The sequence below is a fragment of the Pluralibacter sp. genome, from assembly GCF_019237635.1.
GTDB lineage: Bacteria > Pseudomonadota > Gammaproteobacteria > Enterobacterales > Enterobacteriaceae > Enterobacter_B.
The window spans coordinates 12,974-33,886 of the sequence record NZ_JAFAGS010000020.1 but is presented as its reverse complement, the minus strand read 5'-3'; the positions used below and the strand labels follow the sequence as shown (position 1 = coordinate 33,886).

General features: G+C 54.8%; 23 protein-coding genes and 3 tRNA genes. 15 read left to right on the top strand and 11 right to left on the bottom strand.

Annotation, left to right across the window (positions count from 1 at the left end; genetic code table 11):
- Nucleotides 1-24: 24 nt before the first annotated feature.
- Both JO226_RS02810 and JO226_RS02805 read right to left on the bottom strand, forming a co-directional pair.
- Nucleotides 25-921 carry an aldo/keto reductase family oxidoreductase gene (locus JO226_RS02810; protein ID WP_293489857.1) on the bottom strand — a complete coding sequence of 299 codons (897 nt, stop codon included), beginning with the start codon at nucleotides 919-921 and terminating at the stop codon, nucleotides 25-27.
- Nucleotides 922-969: 48 nt separating this feature from the next.
- A complete protein-coding gene (locus JO226_RS02805) occupies nucleotides 970-1,209 on the bottom strand; it encodes a DUF1289 domain-containing protein (RefSeq protein ID WP_293489855.1) in 240 nt (79 codons plus the stop codon).
- Nucleotides 1,210-1,316: 107 nt separating this feature from the next.
- On the opposite strand from JO226_RS02805, the gene JO226_RS02800 reads away from it, so the two are divergent.
- From JO226_RS02800 to rnt, 4 genes are all read left to right on the top strand, one after another.
- Nucleotides 1,317-1,916, top strand: a complete 600-nt coding sequence (locus JO226_RS02800; RefSeq protein ID WP_293489853.1) for a TetR/AcrR family transcriptional regulator — start codon at nucleotides 1,317-1,319, stop codon at nucleotides 1,914-1,916.
- A gap of 53 nt (nucleotides 1,917-1,969) precedes the next feature.
- Nucleotides 1,970-3,067 (top strand): alkene reductase, encoded by a 1,098-nt coding sequence (locus tag JO226_RS02795; RefSeq protein ID WP_293489851.1) that lies wholly within the window; start codon nucleotides 1,970-1,972, stop codon nucleotides 3,065-3,067.
- Between the two features lie 92 nt (nucleotides 3,068-3,159).
- On the top strand, nucleotides 3,160-3,567 hold the full coding sequence (gloA, locus tag JO226_RS02790; protein WP_293489849.1) for a lactoylglutathione lyase: 408 nt from the start codon (nucleotides 3,160-3,162) through the stop codon (nucleotides 3,565-3,567).
- 109 nt (nucleotides 3,568-3,676) lie between these two features.
- A complete protein-coding gene (rnt, locus tag JO226_RS02785; protein WP_293489847.1) occupies nucleotides 3,677-4,330 on the top strand; it encodes a ribonuclease T in 654 nt (217 codons plus the stop codon).
- A 39-nt stretch (nucleotides 4,331-4,369) separates the two neighbouring features.
- Here the strand turns inward: rnt and JO226_RS02780 are convergent, their stop codons facing one another.
- Nucleotides 4,370-4,717, bottom strand: coding sequence for a Grx4 family monothiol glutaredoxin (locus JO226_RS02780; protein WP_293489845.1), 348 nt, complete (start codon nucleotides 4,715-4,717; stop codon nucleotides 4,370-4,372).
- A gap of 342 nt (nucleotides 4,718-5,059) precedes the next feature.
- Here JO226_RS02780 and JO226_RS02775 point away from each other — a divergent pair, with 342 nt between their 5' ends.
- Complete coding sequence (locus tag JO226_RS02775; protein ID WP_293489844.1) at nucleotides 5,060-5,863, top strand: C40 family peptidase; 804 nt, start codon at nucleotides 5,060-5,062, stop codon at nucleotides 5,861-5,863.
- A gap of 136 nt (nucleotides 5,864-5,999) precedes the next feature.
- Nucleotides 6,000-6,581 carry a superoxide dismutase [Fe] gene (gene sodB / locus JO226_RS02770; RefSeq protein ID WP_293489842.1) on the top strand — a complete coding sequence of 194 codons (582 nt, stop codon included), beginning with the start codon at nucleotides 6,000-6,002 and terminating at the stop codon, nucleotides 6,579-6,581.
- A gap of 132 nt (nucleotides 6,582-6,713) precedes the next feature.
- Here the strand turns inward: sodB and cydH are convergent, their stop codons facing one another.
- Nucleotides 6,714-6,803 carry a cytochrome bd-I accessory subunit CydH gene (gene cydH / locus JO226_RS02765; protein WP_125451972.1) on the bottom strand — a complete coding sequence of 30 codons (90 nt, stop codon included), beginning with the start codon at nucleotides 6,801-6,803 and terminating at the stop codon, nucleotides 6,714-6,716.
- Nucleotides 6,804-7,097: 294 nt separating this feature from the next.
- Between cydH and purR the strand changes: the two genes are divergently transcribed.
- Nucleotides 7,098-8,123, top strand: coding sequence for an HTH-type transcriptional repressor PurR (gene purR, locus JO226_RS02760; RefSeq protein WP_293489839.1), 1,026 nt, complete (start codon nucleotides 7,098-7,100; stop codon nucleotides 8,121-8,123).
- 16 nt (nucleotides 8,124-8,139) lie between these two features.
- On the opposite strand, the gene punR is transcribed toward purR, so the two are convergent.
- Nucleotides 8,140-9,051, bottom strand: coding sequence for a DNA-binding transcriptional activator PunR (gene punR, locus JO226_RS02755; protein ID WP_293489837.1), 912 nt, complete (start codon nucleotides 9,049-9,051; stop codon nucleotides 8,140-8,142).
- Nucleotides 9,052-9,170: 119 nt separating this feature from the next.
- Between punR and punC the strand changes: the two genes are divergently transcribed.
- On the top strand, nucleotides 9,171-10,364 hold the full coding sequence (gene punC, locus JO226_RS02750) for a purine nucleoside transporter PunC (RefSeq protein WP_293489916.1): 1,194 nt from the start codon (nucleotides 9,171-9,173) through the stop codon (nucleotides 10,362-10,364).
- Between the two features lie 310 nt (nucleotides 10,365-10,674).
- Nucleotides 10,675-11,823, top strand: a complete 1,149-nt coding sequence (cfa, locus tag JO226_RS02745; protein WP_293489836.1) for a cyclopropane fatty acyl phospholipid synthase — start codon at nucleotides 10,675-10,677, stop codon at nucleotides 11,821-11,823.
- Nucleotides 11,824-11,861: 38 nt separating this feature from the next.
- Here cfa and JO226_RS02740 read toward each other — a convergent pair whose 3' ends face one another.
- Nucleotides 11,862-12,515, bottom strand: coding sequence for a riboflavin synthase subunit alpha (locus tag JO226_RS02740; protein WP_293489834.1), 654 nt, complete (start codon nucleotides 12,513-12,515; stop codon nucleotides 11,862-11,864).
- Nucleotides 12,516-12,750: 235 nt separating this feature from the next.
- On the opposite strand from JO226_RS02740, the gene mdtK reads away from it, so the two are divergent.
- Entirely contained in the window at nucleotides 12,751-14,124 is a 1,374-nt protein-coding gene (gene mdtK, locus JO226_RS02735) for an MdtK family multidrug efflux MATE transporter (protein WP_293489832.1), read from the top strand.
- A gap of 47 nt (nucleotides 14,125-14,171) precedes the next feature.
- Here mdtK and JO226_RS02730 read toward each other — a convergent pair whose 3' ends face one another.
- On the bottom strand, nucleotides 14,172-14,780 hold the full coding sequence (locus JO226_RS02730) for a sugar O-acetyltransferase (protein WP_293489830.1): 609 nt from the start codon (nucleotides 14,778-14,780) through the stop codon (nucleotides 14,172-14,174).
- 252 nt (nucleotides 14,781-15,032) lie between these two features.
- Between JO226_RS02730 and JO226_RS02725 the strand changes: the two genes are divergently transcribed.
- From JO226_RS02725 to JO226_RS02715, 3 genes are all read left to right on the top strand, one after another.
- Nucleotides 15,033-15,109, top strand: a tRNA-Val gene (locus JO226_RS02725).
- A 2-nt stretch (nucleotides 15,110-15,111) separates the two neighbouring features.
- Nucleotides 15,112-15,188: transfer RNA gene (locus tag JO226_RS02720), tRNA-Val, on the top strand.
- Between the two features lie 4 nt (nucleotides 15,189-15,192).
- A tRNA-Val gene (locus tag JO226_RS02715) sits at nucleotides 15,193-15,269 on the top strand.
- Between the two features lie 107 nt (nucleotides 15,270-15,376).
- On the opposite strand, the gene JO226_RS02710 is transcribed toward JO226_RS02715, so the two are convergent.
- From JO226_RS02710 to JO226_RS02700, 3 genes are all read right to left on the bottom strand, one after another.
- On the bottom strand, nucleotides 15,377-15,925 hold the full coding sequence (locus tag JO226_RS02710; RefSeq protein ID WP_293489828.1) for a helix-turn-helix domain-containing protein: 549 nt from the start codon (nucleotides 15,923-15,925) through the stop codon (nucleotides 15,377-15,379).
- A gap of 41 nt (nucleotides 15,926-15,966) precedes the next feature.
- Nucleotides 15,967-16,446, bottom strand: a complete 480-nt coding sequence (locus JO226_RS02705; RefSeq protein ID WP_293489826.1) for a pyridoxamine 5'-phosphate oxidase family protein — start codon at nucleotides 16,444-16,446, stop codon at nucleotides 15,967-15,969.
- A gap of 158 nt (nucleotides 16,447-16,604) precedes the next feature.
- Complete coding sequence (locus tag JO226_RS02700; protein WP_293489825.1) at nucleotides 16,605-17,381, bottom strand: helix-turn-helix domain-containing protein; 777 nt, start codon at nucleotides 17,379-17,381, stop codon at nucleotides 16,605-16,607.
- Nucleotides 17,382-17,516: 135 nt separating this feature from the next.
- Between JO226_RS02700 and JO226_RS02695 the strand changes: the two genes are divergently transcribed.
- Both JO226_RS02695 and JO226_RS02690 read left to right on the top strand, forming a co-directional pair.
- Nucleotides 17,517-18,758: a CynX/NimT family MFS transporter gene (locus JO226_RS02695; protein ID WP_293489824.1), complete on the top strand. Its 1,242-nt coding sequence runs from the start codon at nucleotides 17,517-17,519 to the stop codon at nucleotides 18,756-18,758.
- Between the two features lie 2 nt (nucleotides 18,759-18,760).
- Nucleotides 18,761-19,498, top strand: a complete 738-nt coding sequence (locus JO226_RS02690; protein WP_293489822.1) for a CBS domain-containing protein — start codon at nucleotides 18,761-18,763, stop codon at nucleotides 19,496-19,498.
- A gap of 106 nt (nucleotides 19,499-19,604) precedes the next feature.
- Here JO226_RS02690 and JO226_RS02685 read toward each other — a convergent pair whose 3' ends face one another.
- Entirely contained in the window at nucleotides 19,605-20,912 is a 1,308-nt protein-coding gene (locus JO226_RS02685) for a VasL domain-containing protein (protein ID WP_293489821.1), read from the bottom strand.
- Nucleotide 20,913 lies beyond the last annotated feature (1 nt).

Here is a 20,913-nt window from a genome sequence, read left to right as displayed (position 1 = left end):
CCGTTGATGGAGAAGAACCGCCGCTTAAGGCACGTCGTAGCCCAGCGCCGCTTTACGGATCCGGAACCACTGCTGACGCGTCATATGCACCGCCTGTGAGGCAACAGCCGAACGCACGCGCTCAATTTTGCCGGAACCGATAATCGGTAGCGGCTTCGACGGCAGACGCAGCACCCACGCATACACCACCTGCTCAATGCTCGCCGCGTTCATTTCGTGCGCCACCGTCGCCAGCTCATCGCGCAGCGGCTGGAAGGCCTCATCATTAAACAGACGACCGCCGCCCAGGCACGACCACGCCATCGGGCGAATACGCAACTGCTGTAGCTGATCCAGGGTACCGTCAAGCAGCAGCGGCTGGTGCACCGGGGAAATTTCCAGCTGGTTGGTGGCAAGCGTAAACGGCAGGCGTGACTGCAACAACGAGAACTGCGCCGGGGTAAAGTTCGATACGCCGAAATGGCGCACTTTTCCGCTCTGATGCAGCGTCTGGAAGGCTTCAGCCACCTCATCGGCATCCATCAGCGGGTCAGGACGGTGGATAAGCAGTAGATCCAGATGGTCCGTCGCCAGATTCTTCAGCGACTGCTCCGCGCTGAGGACGATATGATTGCGGTCAGTAATGTAATGGCCGATGGCGTTTTCCGCCCGGGCGGTGGTGGCGATCCCGCATTTGCTGACGATCTCCATTTTCGTCCGCAGATGCGGCGCAAGCTTCATCGCCTCGCCAAACGCGGCTTCACACTGATAACCGCCATAAATATCAGCGTGGTCAACGGTGGTCACCCCCAGGTCAAGATGCTCTTCAATAAAGCCGACCAGCTGTTGCGGGGACATGTTCCAGTCCATCAGACGCCAGTAACCCATTACAAAACGGGAAAATTCCGGGCCCTGAGGCGCGAGTGTAATACGCTGAACCATAAAACTTCCTCAACAGAAAAATTTCATCGAGTATACGCAAATCTGCGGTCAAAACAGTGAGGGTTGATCAGGATCTTCGGCAGGAATAGCTTTGTTTGCGCGGATTTTGCGCAGCAGGCGCTGGCGGCAGAGGCGGAGCACGTCCTGCTTTTGCGCATCGCTCATACTTTGCCAGTAGAAACGTTCGTCCCGGCTGCGCATACAGCCGCGGCAATAGCCCCGCTCATCCGACTGGCAAATTCCGCGGCACGGGCTTTGTACCGGGAAAAACTCAAGCTGTTCCGCCACCGTTCCCCCTTTGTTTGTTCTTTTATTGAAGCCTGTTAATGCGCGTCCCGCAAGCCAGAATCATTTTCCACTTGCATTAGACCAATCGGTCTACTACAGTGAATCGCATGAACAGACACACTGAACATGACACGCGTGAACATATCCTCGCCACCGGCGAGAAGCTGTGCATGCATCGCGGCTTCACCGGAATGGGGCTTAGCGAACTGTTAAAAACGGCGGAAGTGCCAAAAGGCTCTTTTTACCATTATTTCCGCTCAAAAGAAGCGTTCGGCGTCGCGATGCTGGAGCGTCACTATGCCGACTACCATCGTCGACTGGCGGAACATTTCGCCACCGGCGCGGGCAACTATCGCGATCGCCTGATGGCCTATTATCAGCAGACGCTGAACCAGTTTTGCCAGCAGGGAATTATCAGCGGTTGCCTGACGGTCAAATTGTCCGCCGAAGTGTGCGACCTGTCCGAGGTTATGCGGGAAGCCATGAACAACGGCGCCAGCCAGATTATTGTGCTGCTGGCGCAGGCGCTGGAGAAAGGGTTTCAGGAAGGCAGCCTGACGTTTCACGGCGACGCCCATACTCAGGCGCAGGTGCTTTACTCACTGTGGCTCGGCGCAAACCTGCAGGCCAAGATTTCGCGTAGCGCAACGCCGCTGGAAAGCGCCCTTGCCCACGCCAATACCATCATTGCGGCGCCAGTACGTTAACTGGCGCTTTTATTTAATTCATAACTAGTCGACCGGTCTACTCAGGAGACATCATGTCACAACAAAAACTGTTTACCCCGCTTAAGATGGGCGCTATTACTGTGCCGAATCGCGTATTGATGGCCCCATTGACGCGTCTGCGCAGCATTGAACCCGGCGATATCCCAACGCCGCTGATGGGCGAATACTACCGCCAGCGCGCCAGCGCCGGATTGATTATCACGGAGGCGACGCAAATTTCCGCACAGGCGAAAGGCTATGCCGGCGCTCCTGGTCTGCACAGTGCGGAACAGATGGCGGCCTGGAAAAAAATCACTGACGGCGTGCACGCGGAAAACGGCCACATCGCCGTTCAGCTGTGGCACACCGGCCGAATTTCTCATCACAGCATTCAGCCTGGCGGCCAGGCACCCGTCGCGCCGTCCGCGCTGAGCGCCGGAACCCGCACCTCCCTGCGTGATGAAAAGGGGCATGCGATCCGCGTTGATACGTCGGTCCCGCGCGCGCTGGAGACCCATGAAATCCCGGGTATCGTGAACGACTTCCGTCAGGCGGTCATCAACGCGCGTGAAGCGGGTTTCGACCTGGCGGAACTGCACTCCGCTCATGGCTACCTGCTGCACCAGTTCCTGTCCCCTTGTGCTAACCACCGTACCGACCAGTACGGCGGCAGCATCGAAAACCGCGCCCGCCTGGTGCTGGAAGTGGTTGATGCCGTCAGCGACGCATGGCGAGCAGACCGTATCGGTATTCGCGTTTCGCCAATCGGTTCTTTCCAGAATACCGATAACGGCCAGAACGAAGAAGCCGACGCGCTGTATCTGATTGAGGAGCTCGGCAAGCGCGGCATCGCCTACCTGCATATGTCCGAACCCGACTGGGCTGGCGGCGAGCCGTACACCGACGCGTTCCGTCGTCAGGTTCGCGAGCGTTTCCACGGCACTATCATTGGCGCAGGCGCCTATACGCTGGAAAAAGCCGAAGACCTTATCAGCAAAGGGCTGATTGACGCGGTGGCCTTTGGCCGCGCCTATATCGCTAACCCGGATCTGGTCGCCCGCCTGGAACGCAAAGCGGAACTGAACCCTCAGCGCCCTGAAAGCTTCTATGGCGGCGGGGCAGAAGGCTATACCGATTACCCAACGCTCTAATCCCTGCATTGATAGCGGCGGGCTTGCGCCGCTATACTCAGCATCTTTAGCTTTCATGATTTCATGACATACAACACGTTAAGGGGAAGAGAATGCGTTTACTTCACACCATGCTGCGTGTGGGCGACCTGCAACGCTCCATCAATTTTTACACCAACGTTCTGGGCATGAGCCTGCTACGCACCAGCGAAAACCCGGAGTATAAGTACTCCCTCGCCTTTGTCGGCTACGGCCCTGAAAGCGAAGAAGCCGTCATTGAGCTGACCTATAACTGGGGCGTTGATCGCTATGACCTCGGCAGCGCGTATGGTCATATCGCCCTGAGCGTTGAGAACGCCGCAGAGGCCTGCGAGCGTATCCGCAAGAACGGCGGCAACGTCACCCGTGAAGCGGGTCCGGTGAAAGGCGGTACTACCGTTATCGCCTTTGTAGAAGATCCGGACGGTTACAAAATCGAGCTGATTGAAGAGAAAGACGCTGGCAAAGGTCTTGGCAACTGATTTTCCCGGGTGCTCAGGCACCCGTTTTTATGCCTCCCGCCTTTTACTGCAACATCAGGCAAAATTTGCCATAATGCGCGCTACTTTTTTTAAGTTCTAAGAGATTCAGATGTCCGACAACGCTCAACGTAATGCTCTGTGCGACCGCTTCCGTGGTTTTTATCCTGTAGTCATTGATGTCGAAACCGCCGGCTTTAACGCCAAAACGGATGCCCTGCTTGAGGTCGCCGCCATCACATTAAAAATGGATGAGCAAGGCTGGCTGATGCCGGATACCACACTGCATTTTCACGTCGAGCCCTTCGAAGGCGCCAATCTGGTGCCGGAGGCGCTGGCCTTCAACGGCATCGATCCGTCCGACCCTCTGCGCGGCGCGGTGAGCGAATACGACGCCCTGCACGCCATTTTTAAAGCGGTGCGTAAAGGGATTAAGGATCAAAACTGCAATCGCGCGATCATGGTGGCGCACAATGCCACGTTCGATCACAGCTTTGTGATGGCCGCCGCCGAACGCGCGGGGCTGAAGCGTAATCCGTTCCACCCGTTTGTCACCTTTGATACTGCCGCCCTGAGCGGGCTGGCGCTGGGACAAACCGTGCTTTCGAAAGCCTGTATCGCCGCGGGAATGGCCTTTGACGGCAATCAGGCCCATTCGGCGCTGTACGATACCGAACAAACGGCGCAGCTGTTTTGCGAGATTGTTAACCGCTGGAAACGCATGGGCGGGTGGCCATTACCGGTCATTGCCGACGAAGAGGAATAAAAAAAGCGACCGCAGGGTCGCTTTTTTGGGTTTGGTCGCTTATTCAGCGGCCGGTGCATCGTCTTTATGCTTAGCCGCAGTCTCTTTGATCAACTGCTGCAGCTCGCCGCGCTGATACATCTCAATAATGATGTCGCAGCCGCCAACCAGCTCGCCGTCAACCCACAGCTGTGGGAAGGTCGGCCAGTTCGCATATTTTGGCAGTTCAGCGCGGATATCCGGATTTTGCAGAATATCAACGTAGGCAAAACGTTCGCCGCAGGCAGACAGAGCCTGGACCGCCTGAGCAGAAAAACCGCAGCTCGGCAGTTTCGGGGAACCTTTCATGTACAGCAGGATGGGGTTTTCAGCGATCTGGCGCTGAATTTTCTCAAGGGTCGTACTCATTGTCTTGCTTCCTTAAACTTCTTTTACGGCAGTGGTCAGTGATTGTAACGCCTCTGGCGACTGACGGAAAATAACATTTTGTTCACTCAAATGCATTCTATCCTTCACCGCCATAAGTTGCCTTAAAAATGTGTCTTTATCGACCGCCGCGCCAAAAACATGCGCATTTTTTAACCTGTTCGTGCTAATTCTGATGCATTTTTTTGCAGTCGATTACGAAACATTATTTTAGATACAAAAAGGCTATTAACTTTCGAGGTTTTTATGCATTAGAATCGATGGCGTTTTTGTCAATCATACCCAGGCATGATGTATTGCCTGAATTTTACAGAGGACTGCTCAGTGGCGCGGATAAATAAAATCTCGATCACGCTCTGTGCTTTACTATTTACAACGTTGTCTTTTACGCCATTGTCGCATGCATCAGAGCAGGCGCGCTCGTCTGCATCGCAAAAATCGCACCAGGGCAAAAGCGCAGACCGAAAAAAGAAAACCAAAACCACCGCAAAAACCAGCACCAAAAAGAAAACCAGCACCCAGAAGCAAAAAGCCCCTGCCAGCAGCAGCAAGCTCAAAACCTCCTCCAGCAAAACGCCCGCGTCTCCCCGCACTCACAGCAGCGCCCTGAAAACCGCCGCCGTAAAAAAGGTGCAGAAATGCACCGTGCATAAAGGTCATAAGAAGTGCGTGACCGAGGAAGTGAAACCATTGACGCTGGCGGAAGCCCATAAGGGTCGCGTGCAGAAAGCGCAGAAAACCGCGATGAACAAATTGATGGACCAGATAGGTAAACCGTATCACTGGGGCGGCACGTCTCCGCGTACCGGTTTTGACTGCAGCGGGCTGGTTTATTACGCCTATAAGGATCTGGTGAAGTTTCGTATCCCACGTACGGCGAACGAAATGTACCACCTGCGCGACGCGCGCTCCATCGACCGTAGCGAACTGGAAAGCGGCGACCTGGTCTTCTTCCGCACCCGTGGGCGCGGTACAGCTGACCACGTTGGCGTCTATGTCGGTAACGGCAAATTTATCCAGTCGCCGCGCTCCGGCCAGGATATCCAGATAACCTCCCTCAGTGAAGATTACTGGGTTCGCCACTATGTCGGCGCCCGCCGCGTGATGACGCCTAAAACGATCCGCTGATCCCTGCCCTGTTGTATTAACGACAGGGTAACTTCTTCTTTTGCCACTCCTTTTAATTTGTTACCCTAACACTACTTAATACAAGGTTTTTGATACAACCTCATTAAGGTTATTAACAATAAAAAGGAGTGAAGCAATGTCATTTGAATTACCTGCATTACCGTATGCAAAAGACGCACTGGCACCGCATATTTCCGCAGAAACGCTGGAATATCATTACGGTAAGCATCACCAGACCTACGTCACCAACCTGAACAACCTGGTAAAAGGCACCGCGTTTGAAGGTAAAACCCTGGAAGAGATCGTTCGCACTTCCGAGGGCGGCGTCTTCAACAACGCCGCGCAGGTCTGGAACCACACCTTCTACTGGCACTGCCTGGCGCCAAACGCAGGCGGCGAACCGACCGGTGAAGTTGCCGCCGCGATCAACGCCGCGTTCGGCAGCTTTGCTGAGTTCAAAGCGAAATTTACCGACGCCGCTATCAAGAACTTCGGTTCCGGCTGGACCTGGCTGGTAAAAGGCGCTGACGGCAAACTGGCTATCGTATCCACGTCTAACGCGGGCACTCCGCTGACGACCGATGCCAAACCGTTGCTGACTGTTGATGTGTGGGAACACGCTTACTACATTGACTACCGTAACGCCCGTCCGAACTACCTTGAGCACTTCTGGGCGCTGGTAAACTGGGAATTTGTCGCGAAGAACCTGGCGGCGTAATTTCTGTGCCCGGTAGCCTTGCTGCCGGGCAGATTCACGAAGTTTACTGACTGAGGAGTCAGATTTCTTGTTGCGCAAGCAGAGGAAAAAATGAGCAAAATAATGAGGGAGAGGACTCTCCCCCACCGTTAATCAATGCAGGGCCGCCGTCAGACCGGTCGCAACAATAAGCCCCAGAACAATAATGGTCGTAACCAGCGAGAACTTCAGGTCGGTACTCATCAATTTTTCTCCTTATAATCCCCACACCAAAAGTGAGCCTGATCATTTTTGCACAGTTACACACAAAAATCTTCCTGGATTTAAGCTGATAGCGATATTTCTCTTCCCCTTTGTCTCAGAATCAGACAAAATTCCACGCTAATTTGAAAGCGTACCGGCCATTGACCCCCTCCCGTCGTTCTGAGTCGTTTCCCCGGCGTACCGCAACCTGAAAATGTTGTGTGCAGGGTGTGTAAAGGCAAACGATTACGTGTCGATGATCAGGCGTAAGGTAAGGGTCTGGAGTGAGATCGAATGGCAACAATTAAAGATGTCGCGAAACGCGCAAACGTTTCCACTACAACTGTTTCACATGTAATTAACAAAACCCGTTTTGTGGCGGAAGAGACTCGCAATGCGGTATGGGCGGCAATCAAAGAGCTGCACTACTCCCCCAGCGCCGTTGCGCGTAGTCTGAAGGTTAACCACACCAAATCTATTGGTCTGCTGGCCACCAGCAGCGAAGCGGCCTACTTTGCTGAAATTATTGAAGCCGTTGAGAAAAGCTGCTTCCAGAAAGGTTATACCCTGATCCTCGGCAACGCCTGGAACAACCTGGAAAAGCAGCGCGCTTATCTGTCCATGATGGCGCAAAAACGCGTCGACGGCCTGCTGGTCATGTGCTCTGAGTATCCACAACCGGTGCTCGATATGCTCGAAGAGTATCGCCATATTCCGATGGTGGTGATGGACTGGGGCGAAGCGAAAGCAGATTTCACTGACTCCGTAATTGATAACGCCTTCCAGGGCGGCTATCTGGCAGGTCGCTACCTGATTGAACGCGGCCATCGCGAAATCGGCGTGATCCCAGGTCCACTGGAGCGCAACACCGGCGCCGGGCGTCTTGCGGGCTTTATGAAAGCGATGGAAGAAGCGCAGATCAAGGTGCCGGAAGAGTGGATCGGTCAGGGCGATTTCGAGCCGGAGTCCGGTTACCGTGCGATGCAGCAGATTATCGGCCAGGCGCACCGCCCTACCGCTGTGTTCTGCGGCGGCGACATTATGGCGATGGGCGCGCTTTGCGCAGCTGACGAAATGGGTCTGCGCGTACCGCAGGATATTTCCGTCATCGGTTACGACAACGTGCGCAACGCCCGTTTCTTTACTCCCGCGCTGACCACTATTCACCAGCCGAAAGACTCGCTGGGCGAAGCGGCGTTTAATATGCTGCTCGACAGAATCGTCAACAAACGTGAGGAGTCGCAGTCCATCGAGGTACATCCGCGTCTTATCGAGCGCCGCTCGGTGGCGGACGGCCCATTCCGCGATTATCGCCGTTAATCTCCCCAGGAGCCGGTTATTCCGGCTCCCGTAACCACTCTCTGTTCAGCGTTTCGCTATCGCCCAGATAATCCAGCAACCAGGTCAATGCCGGCGACATGTCGTTTTGCTGCCAGGTCAGGCAGCATGCCGCATCCGGGAACGGGTTTTCCAGCGCCAGCGCGACCCACTCGCCGCTCACCAGCCACGGCCGCGCGAAATGCGATGGCACCATGCCGACACATAGCCCGGCGGAAATACAGGTGGCGGAAGATTCCCAATCCGGCACCACGACGCGTTTCTGGTTATCAAGAAGCCAGGTGATGCGTTTGGGCAACGAGCGGGAGGTATCTTCCCGCACCAGCGACGGCCAGTTGCGCAACACATCGTCGCTAAGCAGCCCCGGCATGCCCGCCAGCGGATGATGGCTGGATACCACGCAGTCCCAGCTCAGCATCCCCATATCGCGAAACGCATAGCGCCCCCCGACCGGAATGGCTTTTGTCGCCCCAATCGCCAGCTCGACGCGGCCATCCGACAGCGCATCCCAGACGCCGTTAAAGACCTCCTGGGAGACGATAAGCTCAACGTCGTTAAAATGGCGATAGAAATCGACAATCATCTGCCGGGTACGCTCCGGGCGGACAATATTATCGACGGCGATAGCCAACTGGCCGCGCCAGCCGTTGGCTATCTGCTGGCATTGCTGACGGGTGATCTGCATTTTTTTGATAACAGAGCGCCCTTCTTTTAAAAACCATGCCCCTGCGGGCGTCAGTTCGACGTCACGATGCCGACGTTCAAACAACGGCACCGCCAGCCACTCCTCCAGTTGCCTCACCGTGTAGCTCACCGCGGAGGGTACCCGGTGCAGCTCCTGGGCGGCGGCGCTGAAGCTGCCATTACGAGCGACGGCATCAACCACTTCAAGCGAATATTCTGACCACATACTGTGCCTGCAAAATTTTTGAACCCATTCAACAAATATTACCGTTTCACAAGCCAGGATGCACTCCCTACACTCTGCGACTCTGAACTGAACACCTGCAATGAGAATGAGAAATGACGATGCAACCTGGTAAAGGATTTTTATGCTGGCTGGCAGGCTTAAGCGTGCTGGGTTTTTTAGCCACTGACATGTATCTCCCGGCGTTTGCCGCCATCCAGGCGGATCTGAACACATCTGCCGCCGCTGTGAGCGCAAGCCTGAGCCTGTTTCTGGCGGGGTTTGCCTTTGCGCAATTGTTCTGGGGGCCGCTATCTGACCGCTATGGCCGTAAGCCGATTGTGCTGATTGGCCTGGGGATTTTCGCGCTGGGTACGCTGGGGATGCTGTGGGTACACAACGCGGCCGCCCTGCTGGCGCTGCGCTTTATTCAGGCCGTCGGCGTCTGCGCGGCGGCGGTGACCTGGCAGGCGATGGTCACGGACTACTACCCGGCACATCGCACCAATCGTATTTTTGCCACCATCATGCCGCTGGTCGGATTGTCACCGGCGCTGGCGCCGCTGCTCGGCAGCTGGCTGCTGCGCCACTTCGACTGGCAGGCGATTTTCGCCACGCTGTTCGCCATCACCTTGCTGCTGATGATCCCGGCGTTACGCCTGAAGCCGCCGGTGAACAAGCGGGAAAAAACGGAAGCCCGCCTCACGTTCATGACGCTACTGCGTTCGCGTGATTATCGCGGCAACGTACTGATCTACGCCGCCTGCTCCGCCAGCTTCTTCGCCTGGCTGACCGGCTCGCCGTTTATTCTTAATGAAATGGGGTATGGCCCAACCGTGATCGGCCTGAGCTATGTGCCGCAGACGATCGCGTTTCTGATTGGCGGTTACGGCTGCCGCGCTGCGTTGCAAAAATGGCAGGGACAGCAGATGCTGCCGTGGCTGCTGGGCGCCTTTGCGGTCAGCGTCGCAGCGACCTTTGCCGTCGGTCTGGCGGACGGTCATTCGCTGACGACTATCCTTATCCCATTCTGCCTGATGGCGGTGGCGAACGGCGCGATTTACCCGATTGTGGTGGCGCAGGCACTGCGTCCCTTCCCGCAGGCCACCGGCCGCGCGGCGGCGTTGCAGAACACGCTACAGCTGGGCCTGTGCTTCGTGGCAAGCCTGGTGGTATCGGCGCTGATCGCGACCCCGTTGCTCACCACCACGAGCGTCATGCTGGCTACAGTACTGCTGGCAGGCTGGGGATACTGGATGCAGCACTCTGCCGGGCAACATGAGGGACTGCGGGCGGCGAAATCGCATCAGGCATAATCCCCGCAGCGATTATGTAATAGACAAGTCATTAGCTTGCTAAGATGTTTTTATTGAAACACAGATTTTTGCAGCCTATACTGAGTCACGTATCACATAAATACGCTTAATTTTCGATATTTACGGGAGTAAGGATTGCTCCCGTTTCACCACGGAAGGCCTTTCGGCAAGGGTTATCTCCCTTCCTCTGTTCTACGCTGTTCTACGTCGGATAGTCATCTCACGGTCTTACCGTGAGAGTTCTCACATAACCCAAAAAGCGTCTACGCTGTTTTAAGGTTCTGATCACAAGCCCCGTGATGGAGAAGCTATGAGCACATCGTGTATAGAAGAAGTAAGCGTGCCAAATGATGATTGGTTTCGCATTGCCAGCGAACTGCTAAACCGTGCAGGGATCGGCATTAATGGGGCTGCGCCCTCTGATATCAAAGTCACTCATCCCGGATTTTTTAAACGCGTACTGCAGGAAGGTTCGCTGGGATTAGGCGAAAGCTACATGGATGGCTGGTGGGAATGCGACCGGCTCGACATCTTTTTTAATAAGGTGTTACGCGCCGGGCTCGAAAACCAACTCCCCCGCCATTTCAAAGACACGCTGCGTATCGCCAGCGCCCGACTGATCAATCTGCAAAGTAAAAAACGCGCCTGGATTGTCGGCAAAGAACATTACGATCTCGGTAACGATCTGTTCAGCCGCATGCTCGACCCGTTCATGCAGTATTCCTGTGCCTACTGGAAAGATGCCGCAAGCCTTGAGCAGGCACAGGAGGCTAAACTGGACCTGATTTGTCAGAAACTGCAGCTTCAACCCGGCATGCGCGTGCTGGATATTGGCTGTGGTTGGGGTGGCCTCGCGCATTACATGGCGAAAAATTACAACGTCAGCGTTGTCGGCGTCACCATTTCGGCCGAACAACAAAAGCTGGCGCAGGCGCGCTGTGAAGGTCTGGATGTCAACATTATGCTACAGGATTACCGCGACCTGAACGATCAGTTTGACCGCGTGGTATCCGTCGGGATGTTCGAGCACGTTGGACCGAAAAATTACGCCACCTATTTCAAGGTCGTTGACCGTAATCTGAAGCCTGACGGGCTTTTCCTGCTGCACACCATTGGCTCGAAAAAGACCGACAACAACGTCGACCCGTGGATCGATAAGTACATTTTCCCGAACGGCTGCCTGCCGTCAGTACGGCAAATCGCCAATGCCAGCGAACCGCACTTTGTGATGGAAGACTGGCATAACTTCGGCGCCGATTACGATACCACGCTCATGGCCTGGCACACCCGTTTCCTCGCGAGCTGGCCGGAGATAGCTGATAACTACTCCGAACGCTTCAAGCGTATGTTCACCTATTACCTGAATGCCTGCGCTGGCGCGTTCCGCGCTCGCGACATTCAGCTCTGGCAGGTGGTCTTCTCCCGCGGCGCGGACGGCGGCCTGCGCGTCGCGCGATAAAAAAACCCCGGTTCGCCGGGGTTTCTTCTCTTCTTATGTTAGCGCGGTGAGTCGTCGGTGTTACTACGCTGTGCGGCTGCCGCTTCTTTTGCCGCCAGCACGCGTTCCACCGTATCGACAACGGCCTGGGTCTGTGGATCGATCTCGATGTTCACCTTTTCACCCAGCTTTTTCTTGCCAAGCGTGGTGCGCTGTAAGGTCTCAGGGATAAGATGCACGCAGAAGCGGGTTGGCGTCACTTCGCCGACGGTCAGACTGATACCGTCCACACCGATAAAACCTTTATAGAGAATGTACTTCATCAGCGTCGGGTCCTGGACTTTGAACCAGATCTGGCGGTTGTTTTCCGAAGTCAGGATTTTCGACACTTCCGCCGTCGTCATGATATGACCGGACATCAGATGACCGCCAATTTCATCGCTGAACCGCGCCGCGCGCTCAACGTTCACGACGTCGCCCTCGGCCAGATCGCCAAGATTGGTAATCCGCAGCGTCTCCTTCATCAGATCAAAACTGATGCGGTTACCCTTAATCTCCGTCACCGTCAGGCAACAGCCGTTGTGCGCCACCGATGCCCCCGTTTCGATTCCATCCAGCATGTCCTCAGGCAATTCCACAACATGGGTACGGAAATTGGGTTTCTCATCAATGGACACAACTTTCGCCACGCCCTGAACGATTCCAGTAAACATACACTTAACTCCTGTAGGCTACGACCGCGATAGCATTACCGCTTCAGATACCCCGCACAATAACAGGTGACACCGTGGGTTGCCAGCCAACCGATGTCCGTGGTTATTTTTTTGACTGGTTAAATAGTAAAACCTCGCTACAATGTACTCGAAATTTCCCCTGTTCTTCTTCTTGCTGCCAGTAACGGCGGCTTTTTGTAGTCTCTCCAATAACAACAATACAGTAGGTGTTCACGTGCAGAAGTACGTCATTGAAGCGCGCCAGTTGCTCGCACTGGCAATTCCGGTGATCTTTGCGCAGGTCGCCCAAACCGCAATGGGGTTTGTCGATACCGTCATGGCCGGTGGCTACAGCGCTACCGATATGGCGGCAGTCGCCATCGGCACCTCCATCTGGCTTCCGGCCATTCTGTTCGGCCACGGGCTGCTGCTGGCGCTGACGCCGGTCGTTGCGCAACTGAATGGTTCAGGGCGACGCGACCGTATCGCCCACCAGATACGCCAGGGGTTCTGGCTAGCTGGCGCAGTTTCTGTGCTGATTATGGTCGTGCTGTGGAATGCAGGACATATCATCCGCGCGATGAACAATATTGACCCGCAGCTTGCGGATAAAGCCGTCGGCTATCTGCGCGCGCTGATGTGGGGCGCGCCCGGGTACCTGTGCTTTCAGGTCGTTCGTAACCAGTGTGAAGGGCTCGCAAAAACCAAACCGGGGATGGTGATGGGCTTTCTCGGCCTGCTGGTCAACATTCCTGTCAACTACATCTTTATTTACGGCCATTTCGGCATGCCGGAACTGGGCGGCGTCGGGTGTGGCGTGGCAACAGCGTCGGTTTATTGGGTGATGTTTATCGCCATGCTGTCGTACGTGAAGCGCGCCCGTTCGATGCGCGATATCCGCAGCGACGCGCCGACGGCCAAACCCGATTTTACGGTGCTCAAACGCCTGATCCAGCTTGGTTTGCCGATCGCGCTGGCGCTGTTTTTTGAGGTTACGCTGTTCGCCGTGGTGGCGCTGCTCGTCTCACCGCTGGGGATTGTCGACGTCGCCGGTCACCAGATCGCGCTTAACTTCAGCTCGCTGATGTTCGTTGTGCCGATGTCGCTTGCCGCCGCCGTGACTATCCGTGTGGGCTACCGTCTCGGCCAGGGTTCGACGCTTGATGCGCAGACCGCGGCGTGGACCGGGCTCGGCGTGGGAGTGTGTATGGCGGTCATGACGGCGATTTTCACCGTCACGCTGCGCGAGCATATCGCTCTGCTGTACAACGATAGTCCGGAAGTCATCACCCTGGCCGCGCAGCTAATGCTGCTGGCGGCGATTTACCAGATTTCCGACTCCATCCAGGTTATCGGTAGCGGTATTCTGCGTGGGTATAAAGATACGCGTTCTATTTTCTTTATTACCTTCATCGCTTACTGGGTGTTGGGCCTGCCTGCCGGCTATATCCTGGCGCTGACCGATATCGTCGTACCGCGGATGGGTCCTGCCGGGTTCTGGATGGGCTTTATTATCGGTCTGACGTCGGCCGCTATCCTGATGATGCTGCGCATGCGCTTTCTGCAACGTCAGCCGTCGACACAGATCCTGCAACGCGCCGCCCGCTAACCTGCAAACCGCCGCTTCCTGCGGCGGTTTTTTCACGCCTCGCCGTCTTACTCCCAGACATCCAGCGCCTTATCTTTAAAGAAAAACTGTTTGTCCTGCTCGCCGATTTCCCGCACAACCCGGCACGGAACGCCCAGCGCCACCACGTTTGCCGGAATATCTTTCGTCACGACGCTCCCTGCCCCAATCACCGAATTGTCGCCAATGGTGACGCCCGGCAATATTTGTACTCCGGAACCAATCCAGACATTTTTGCCAATGTGTACCGGAAACGCGTAAACATAGTTATTCTCGCGCAGCACAGGCAGTATGGGGTGACCTGCGGTAGTAATCACCACGTTTGGCGCAATCATGGTGTTATCGCCGATAGTTATCTCAGCATCATCGATAAAGGTAAGATTGGTATTGCAGAACACCCCGCTGCCCAGATGCACGTGACGACAGCCCCAGTTTGAACGCACCGGCGGTTCAACCTGGCAGCCTTCCCCAACTTCTGCAAACATCGCCTTTAGCAGCGCCTGCCTCTTCTCCTGTTCGCAGGGACGAGTGGCATTAAAATCATACAGCCTCTCGACGTAGGCCTTTTGCTCATCAATGATCTCTGGATCATCGTAATGGTAGGGCAAGCCGCGCGCTTTTCGCTCTTTATTCTTCATCAACAACCCCTGTACGGTAAATTTTCGGCGGCATGACCTCACCTGACCGGTGTACAGCGCAACCCACAGGTACATTTTATATTAACTTTTCACTTTGCTCCAACAGGACAACCTATTGATGGATAACAATATTTAATCAAAATTTGCACAATAGTCGTCCAATCGCGTGAAATACGGAAGAAAAGTGACATTTCCCTCTTGCCACGCCTCGTGGCTGCCGCTAATATTCGTCCCCGTTGTCACCACAACATTGCGTTCATAGCTCAGTTGGTTAGAGCACCACCTTGACATGGTGGGGGTCGTTGGTTCGAGTCCAATTGAACGCACCATTGCGTTTATAGCTCAGTTGGTTAGAGCACCACCTTGACATGGTGGGGGTCGTTGGTTCGAGTCCAATTAAACGCACCATTCTGCGTCCGTAGCTCAGTTGGTTAGAGCACCACCTTGACATGGTGGGGGTCGGTGGTTCGAGTCCACTCGGACGCACCATTTCACAACGAAGTGATCTGGTGCCCTTGTTTCCCCGTGTATCTCCCTTTTACTACCCTCAATACGTTTCACATGATGATTTCGGGCTATCCGTCGCGCGTCGTTTGTTATTCTGCCCGCTGACCGATGCAGGCAGAGAACACCAGCGCTTTCATTTGCGCCGCCAGCATCTCGTCGGACGGGACTCTTCTGAAATAGCCGCAGCTAACAGTATTGTTTTTCAGGAGCCAGACGCAACGGTTTTCCCGGGAAAACGCGCTGGCTCCGACTGGCGATACAGAGATAGTCTCTGTCATAAATGGCATCACAAACCCCGTGGATGACCACTCCCCCATTTTCCGGTAAGCCAGCGGAGACATCCCAAATTGTCGGTTGAATGCCCGTGAAAAAGATTGCGGTGAGCAAAAGTAAAAATAGGCTGAAATATCATCAAGCCTTTCCCGGGTTAATCGTATTGCAATTGCTGCATTGGTTAACTTACGGGCGCGAATATAGTGTGCAACAGCATACCCGGTAACGCTTTTGAACAACCGTTGCATATGCCACTTCGTATACCCCGATTTCAGAGCGATATCATCTATCGTCAAGGGTTGATCGAGATTCTCGTCAATCCAGTCGGCTAATGCCTTGATGGTGCCAATATGATAAATGGACACAGGTATCCCCTATTTCTGCTTTAGCGGTAATCGGTCTTTAATTATGGGATAACGCAATAACTAACCCATTCACCGGAAATGTTAATATAAATATTGCGGATTTGCGGAATATCGTCAGACTCAATCCAGTCTATTTTATCGATATTGACATGAATCAGCTCCATGTTCGCAATCGACATTCGGTGATGAGGAAAACTGTTGTCACAGATAGCGCGGTCGGTAATGATTTCTGCACATCCCTCTATCCGCAGCCGCATTCCCTTTTCACCCTCAAGCGCCAGTAATGCAACCTGTGGATTAGTATTGATTTCCCTGTTTTTTTGCGGGCAAAAATTGGAGGTAAAAGCCAGCACGCCCGCCTTACGGTCTACGCCGCAAAGCGCTACGGTTCTGGGGCCCGTTGGGGGCGCAGGCGATACGGTTGTCAGTTGCATCAGGGTATAAGGTGAAGGTTCCTTAACGGCATTTTCCAGTAACCGCCACAATGTTAAAAGTTTTTGTTCCTTTAAGACGCTGTTCATTTATTATTCCCCGGATAGCAATTGAAACGGACCATTTAAATTAATCGGCTATTCAGCGGAATATATTTTACATATGGATGGCGGTACATCATCTTTCTTCAGCGCCAGGTTATCGCTAAATTACGACAATTCAGGATAACCATGGTTCGGACGTACGCTTAATTGTCGAGATAACGACCGGGCGTTGTTCCTAACATCTTCTTGAACATAGTAATAAATGCCGTAACGGAGTCATAGCCAAGTTCATACGCCGTATTCTGCACGGACACACCGGTCACAAGCAGTCGTATCGCCACCAGTACCTGTAGTTGCTGACGCCAGCGCCCAAATGTCATGCCGGTCTCTTTCAGCACAAAGCGCTCGAACGTGCGTTTGCTCATGGCCATTCTGCTGGCCCAGACGTCCAGTGAGCTTCTGTCGCCAGGATTCTCCATCAGGCTATCGGCCAGTTGTCGGATCCGCATATTGTCGCTGACAGGCAGGCTCAGTCGCTCAACCGGCATCTGTGAAAGCTCGTGCAACATCACATGCGCAAATCTGGCCGTATGGCTGTCGGGCGCGTAGTCCTGCGCAAATTCCTCAAAGTGCTTCATCATCTCGCGCAACAGAGGGCTAATCTGCAACGTGCAGCACTCCTGCGGCATACCTGTGGCATCCGGTTCGAGATACAAAAACAGCACTTGCGCGTTCGGCGTCACTCTGTTGCTGTGCGGCTGGCCTGCGGGTATCCAGGCGGCGCAGTGTGCCGGCACCATCCAGTAGGCCGTAGGCGCCAGGCAAGTGACCCCTCCATGCAGCGTCAGGATCAATTGTCCTTTCCGGTGTACGTGGAACGGCAGTTCCTCATCGCTTTTCGCTGATTGCACCTTCATGGCGACCACCGGATTGGTGTTATCGTCAATATTAAAATTTTTCAATGACTTAGAAAGTGACATTTCGTAACGCCCTCGCAAGACGTCCCGCCAGACTGCATTTTGGCAAAATTTAGAGATTGATTGCCTTTATATCGATATTAAGACACAAACGCAAACCGCTATAGTGCCTGCGACATTTAATTCAGAGCCAAAACAATGCGTGAAACACCAATAGTTCAAAAGAAAACAGGATTATTAATCATTGGGATACTGCTGATCGCCACGAACCTGCGGGCGCCGTTCACCAGCCTTGCACCATTACAGGAGTTGGTCAGAGAGACGTTTACGCTGACCGCTGCGCAGGCAGGTTTACTGCAAACCTTACCGCTGCTGGCGTTTGCCGTTTTCTCCCCCTTTGCCGCTGGCATCGCCCGCCGCGCGGGTATGGAACGTACGCTTTTCTGTTCTCTGGCGATCATCGCCGCTGGGGTATGCCTTCGCTCCTTTACCGGCCTCGTCGGATTATACGCGGGAACCCTGCTGATTGGGCTCGGGATTGCCCTCGGTAACGTATTACTCCCCGGAATATTAAAGCGAGACCTCCCGCACAAAGCAGCAAGCCTGACAGGATTATATGCCCTGACCATGGGGCTGGCGGCCGCACTGGGGTCTGCGACGGTCGTTCCCCTGACGAACCATTTCCACACCGGATGGCAGAATGCGCTAATGATCACGCTGGCATTTCCGCTGATCGCGCTTGTGGTATGGCTCCCGCAACTGGTGCGCCACGGAGCGCCGCAAAGTAAGGACGGCCCGCAAGCTCAACCTTCGGCAGGCGTATGGGGCGCAGGTCTTGCCTGGCAAGTCTCTCTCTACTTTGGTCTGAACTCGTTTATTTACTACATCATCGTCGCCTGGCTGCCGGCGATGTTACAGAGCCTTGGTTTCAGTATCTCTGAGGCCGGTTCACTTCATGGGGTGCTTCAGCTCTCGACGGCTATCCCTGGCTTTTTCATCGGTCCCGTACTGGCCAGACTTCGCGACCAGCGCGCGCCGGGCGTTCTGTTCGCCCTCACGGGAGCCGTAGGCCTTGTCGGGCTGATGATGCTGCCTTCACTGGCGACATTTTGGGTCGTCCTCCTCGGCATCAGCACAGGCGCAGGCGTCATTCTTGGGCTTGCCTTTATCACCCTGCGTTCATCCAATGCAGCCCAGGCCTCTGCCTTGTCCGGGATGGCGCAAAGCGTGGGTTACCTGCTGGCCGCCACGGGCCCGACGGCAGTCGGTCTGATCCACGACAGACTGGGCAGTTGGACACCACCGCTTGTCGGCTGCGTCGCCCTTGCCATCCTCCTTGCAGGGCTGGGCTATCTGGCTGGACGCGCGCGCCAGCTGCCTGCCAGCCCCGAATTCGTCACCAACGGTCCCGCACTGAAAAGCCTTAAGGCCAGGAGATAATCATGATTGCTGCTGATGTAATGACCACCGCGCCGGTAACGGTAAATGAAGATACCCCCATTCTCGAAGTGGTAAGCCTGCTCCTTAACCTGCAGATAAGCGGCCTGCCTGTGCTGGACGGCAATGGAAAAATGACGGGGATCGTGACGGAAGGCGACCTGCTGCGCCGTAGCGAACTGGGGACGGAGATCAAACGCCCGCACTGGAAGGAGTTATTTTTAAGCCCGGGGAAACTGGCCCGCGATTATGTGCAGAGCCATGCCCGCTACGCAGGGGAAGTGATGACCCCTTCTCCGCTGACGGTGGGGCCTGAAATGCCGCTGGATGAGGTTATTAGCCTGATGGAAACGTACGGGATTAAGCGTATGCCGGTTGTGGATGATGCGCAGCTGGTCGGCATTATTACACGTGTTGATATCCTGAAGGCGCTGCGCACCCTATTGATTCACAACCGCAGCCCGGGAAATGCGGTAGCAAACAAAATTAACGATGAAACCATGAAGCAAAAAATAATCGACGCCATGGAGCGTGAGAGCTGGGCGCCCAAAAATAATCTTCGTATTACCGTCACCCATGGCGTGGTGGATATCTACGGCACGATTTTAGATGAAGATTTACGCGCCGCGATTATTACGCTGGTCGAGGAGGTAACCGAAACACGTGATATTCGGGACCACCTTGTGTTTATCGAACCGATTACCGGGTTGTATATCACCCCCCAGGGAAGCCCGGAGCAATAAAGCATTGTTTAAGCGATTAATTAGAGATTAGCGCAACGACGCAGTCCGTCAGGCTTAACGCCTCTATTTGGGGGGAATCACCTAATCCGACTGATTCCCCTCCTTTTTATTTCCTGTCAGCAATCTGTGAATATAAACTTAACAAGGTCTCCAGAGACATCTCCGCCTGGGTTATTTGCGCTGTCGACAGCGGTTGTTCTGGCGGCATCTGCGCCAGTTGCCGTAAATACTCCTCCGCAGGAATCGTGCTATTGAATGCCTGCATAATCGTAAACACCTCAGATTTCAGCTCACTCACCGTCATGTATTTGCCGCGCTTTTCATCCAGCGCGTTCAGTCTCTGCGTAAGCTGTTGCAGCTGCGACATTCCCTGATGCCAGCCGTTGAGTTTTTCAACGGGCAGCACGGCCGCATTTTGCTGCTGCCGCCATTGCGCGGCAAGAGGTAAAGCCTGCTCAGGCCACAGCGTCAGCGCCTGCTGGATAAGCTGTTTGCTGTAACGAATGGACCAGTCCGGCGACAGACGGGCCAGGCGTTCCAACTGCTGTCGCGTCTTTTTGATGCCCTCCTCCGGCGACGGCGATTTCTGTTGCAGGCGCTGTAGCTGGTCAGTCGACAACGTTGTCGGTAATGGCTCAAGCGAAGCGGCTAACTGGCGTAATGCCGGATCGGGCGGATTCAACGCCTGCCAGCCCCATAGCGCCACGCCGCCCACCACCAGCATTGACAACGCGCCAGCCACGAAGGGTTTCCAGGACGTTGCTGGTTGCGTCCGTTCAGTCATGACCGCCACATTCGGCTGAGGCTCAGCAATGTATACCCATTTTACTCTTTCATCCGGCTCAGCGATGAGCGCGCCAACCGGCTGCGGGGTATTCTCCGGCGCGCCCTCGCTGTTCTCCAGCCTGACCGCCGAGGTATGCATCTGTGTACGCAACGTGTCGAACTGACTCAGGTGCTTCAACTCCAGCCGCTGGAGTACGTCCCCTAACCGGGTCAGCGTTTTTTCCGCCTGATACAGCTGGCTGAGATCGGCATATGTCAGCGTGAGTGTCCGCATCACCTGTTGCAACCGCTTACTTACTGCGCTCAGGATCTCCATACGCGCATGAGTCTGCGGCGGCCAAAGATTACCCCACTGGCGGGATATCAGCGCCTCCAGCAGCGCCAACCCTTCATTCATCCCGTGCAGGCCCGTCAGGTGCGTACGCGCCAGCGTGTACCACGCGGCGGTTTGTAACTCCACGCCGTTTTGTTCAAACAGCGACAGGCAGAGTTTTTCTGCCTGTCGCCAGTTAACGTCCGGACGCGCCGGATGGGCCAGTTTATTCAGTTCATCACGCAGTAATGCGTAATCGGCAAGCGTGCGCGGATCGCCGCCGGTACGGAGGTGTCGTTCAGTTATCCAGGTCATA

Bases quoted from the DNA above. Each gene is read 5' to 3' on its own strand.
- punR (WP_293489837.1), bottom strand. From the start codon at position 9,051: ATGTGGTCAGAATATTCGCTTGAAGTGGTTGATGCCGTCGCTCGTAAT.
- JO226_RS02705 (WP_293489826.1), bottom strand. From the start codon at position 16,446: ATGAACAGCGTCTTAAAGGAACAAAAACTTTTAACATTGTGGCGGTTA.
- punC (WP_293489916.1), top strand. From the start codon at position 9,171: ATGCAACCTGGTAAAGGATTTTTATGCTGGCTGGCAGGCTTAAGCGTG.
- JO226_RS02730 (WP_293489830.1), bottom strand. From the start codon at position 14,780: ATGAAGAATAAAGAGCGAAAAGCGCGCGGCTTGCCCTACCATTACGAT.
- cydH (WP_125451972.1), bottom strand. From the start codon at position 6,803: ATGAGTACCGACCTGAAGTTCTCGCTGGTTACGACCATTATTGTTCTG.
- JO226_RS02810 (WP_293489857.1), bottom strand. From the start codon at position 921: ATGGTTCAGCGTATTACACTCGCGCCTCAGGGCCCGGAATTTTCCCGT.
- JO226_RS02780 (WP_293489845.1), bottom strand. From the start codon at position 4,717: ATGAGTACGACCCTTGAGAAAATTCAGCGCCAGATCGCTGAAAACCCC.
- JO226_RS02695 (WP_293489824.1), top strand. From the start codon at position 17,517: ATGCGTGAAACACCAATAGTTCAAAAGAAAACAGGATTATTAATCATT.
- JO226_RS02690 (WP_293489822.1), top strand. From the start codon at position 18,761: ATGATTGCTGCTGATGTAATGACCACCGCGCCGGTAACGGTAAATGAA.
- JO226_RS02685 (WP_293489821.1), bottom strand. From the start codon at position 20,912: ATGACCTGGATAACTGAACGACACCTCCGTACCGGCGGCGATCCGCGC.
- sodB (WP_293489842.1), top strand. From the start codon at position 6,000: ATGTCATTTGAATTACCTGCATTACCGTATGCAAAAGACGCACTGGCA.
- gloA (WP_293489849.1), top strand. From the start codon at position 3,160: ATGCGTTTACTTCACACCATGCTGCGTGTGGGCGACCTGCAACGCTCC.
- JO226_RS02740 (WP_293489834.1), bottom strand. From the start codon at position 12,515: ATGTTTACTGGAATCGTTCAGGGCGTGGCGAAAGTTGTGTCCATTGAT.
- JO226_RS02700 (WP_293489825.1), bottom strand. From the start codon at position 17,381: ATGTCACTTTCTAAGTCATTGAAAAATTTTAATATTGACGATAACACC.
- JO226_RS02795 (WP_293489851.1), top strand. From the start codon at position 1,970: ATGTCACAACAAAAACTGTTTACCCCGCTTAAGATGGGCGCTATTACT.
- JO226_RS02800 (WP_293489853.1), top strand. From the start codon at position 1,317: ATGAACAGACACACTGAACATGACACGCGTGAACATATCCTCGCCACC.
- rnt (WP_293489847.1), top strand. From the start codon at position 3,677: ATGTCCGACAACGCTCAACGTAATGCTCTGTGCGACCGCTTCCGTGGT.
- purR (WP_293489839.1), top strand. From the start codon at position 7,098: ATGGCAACAATTAAAGATGTCGCGAAACGCGCAAACGTTTCCACTACA.
- cfa (WP_293489836.1), top strand. From the start codon at position 10,675: ATGAGCACATCGTGTATAGAAGAAGTAAGCGTGCCAAATGATGATTGG.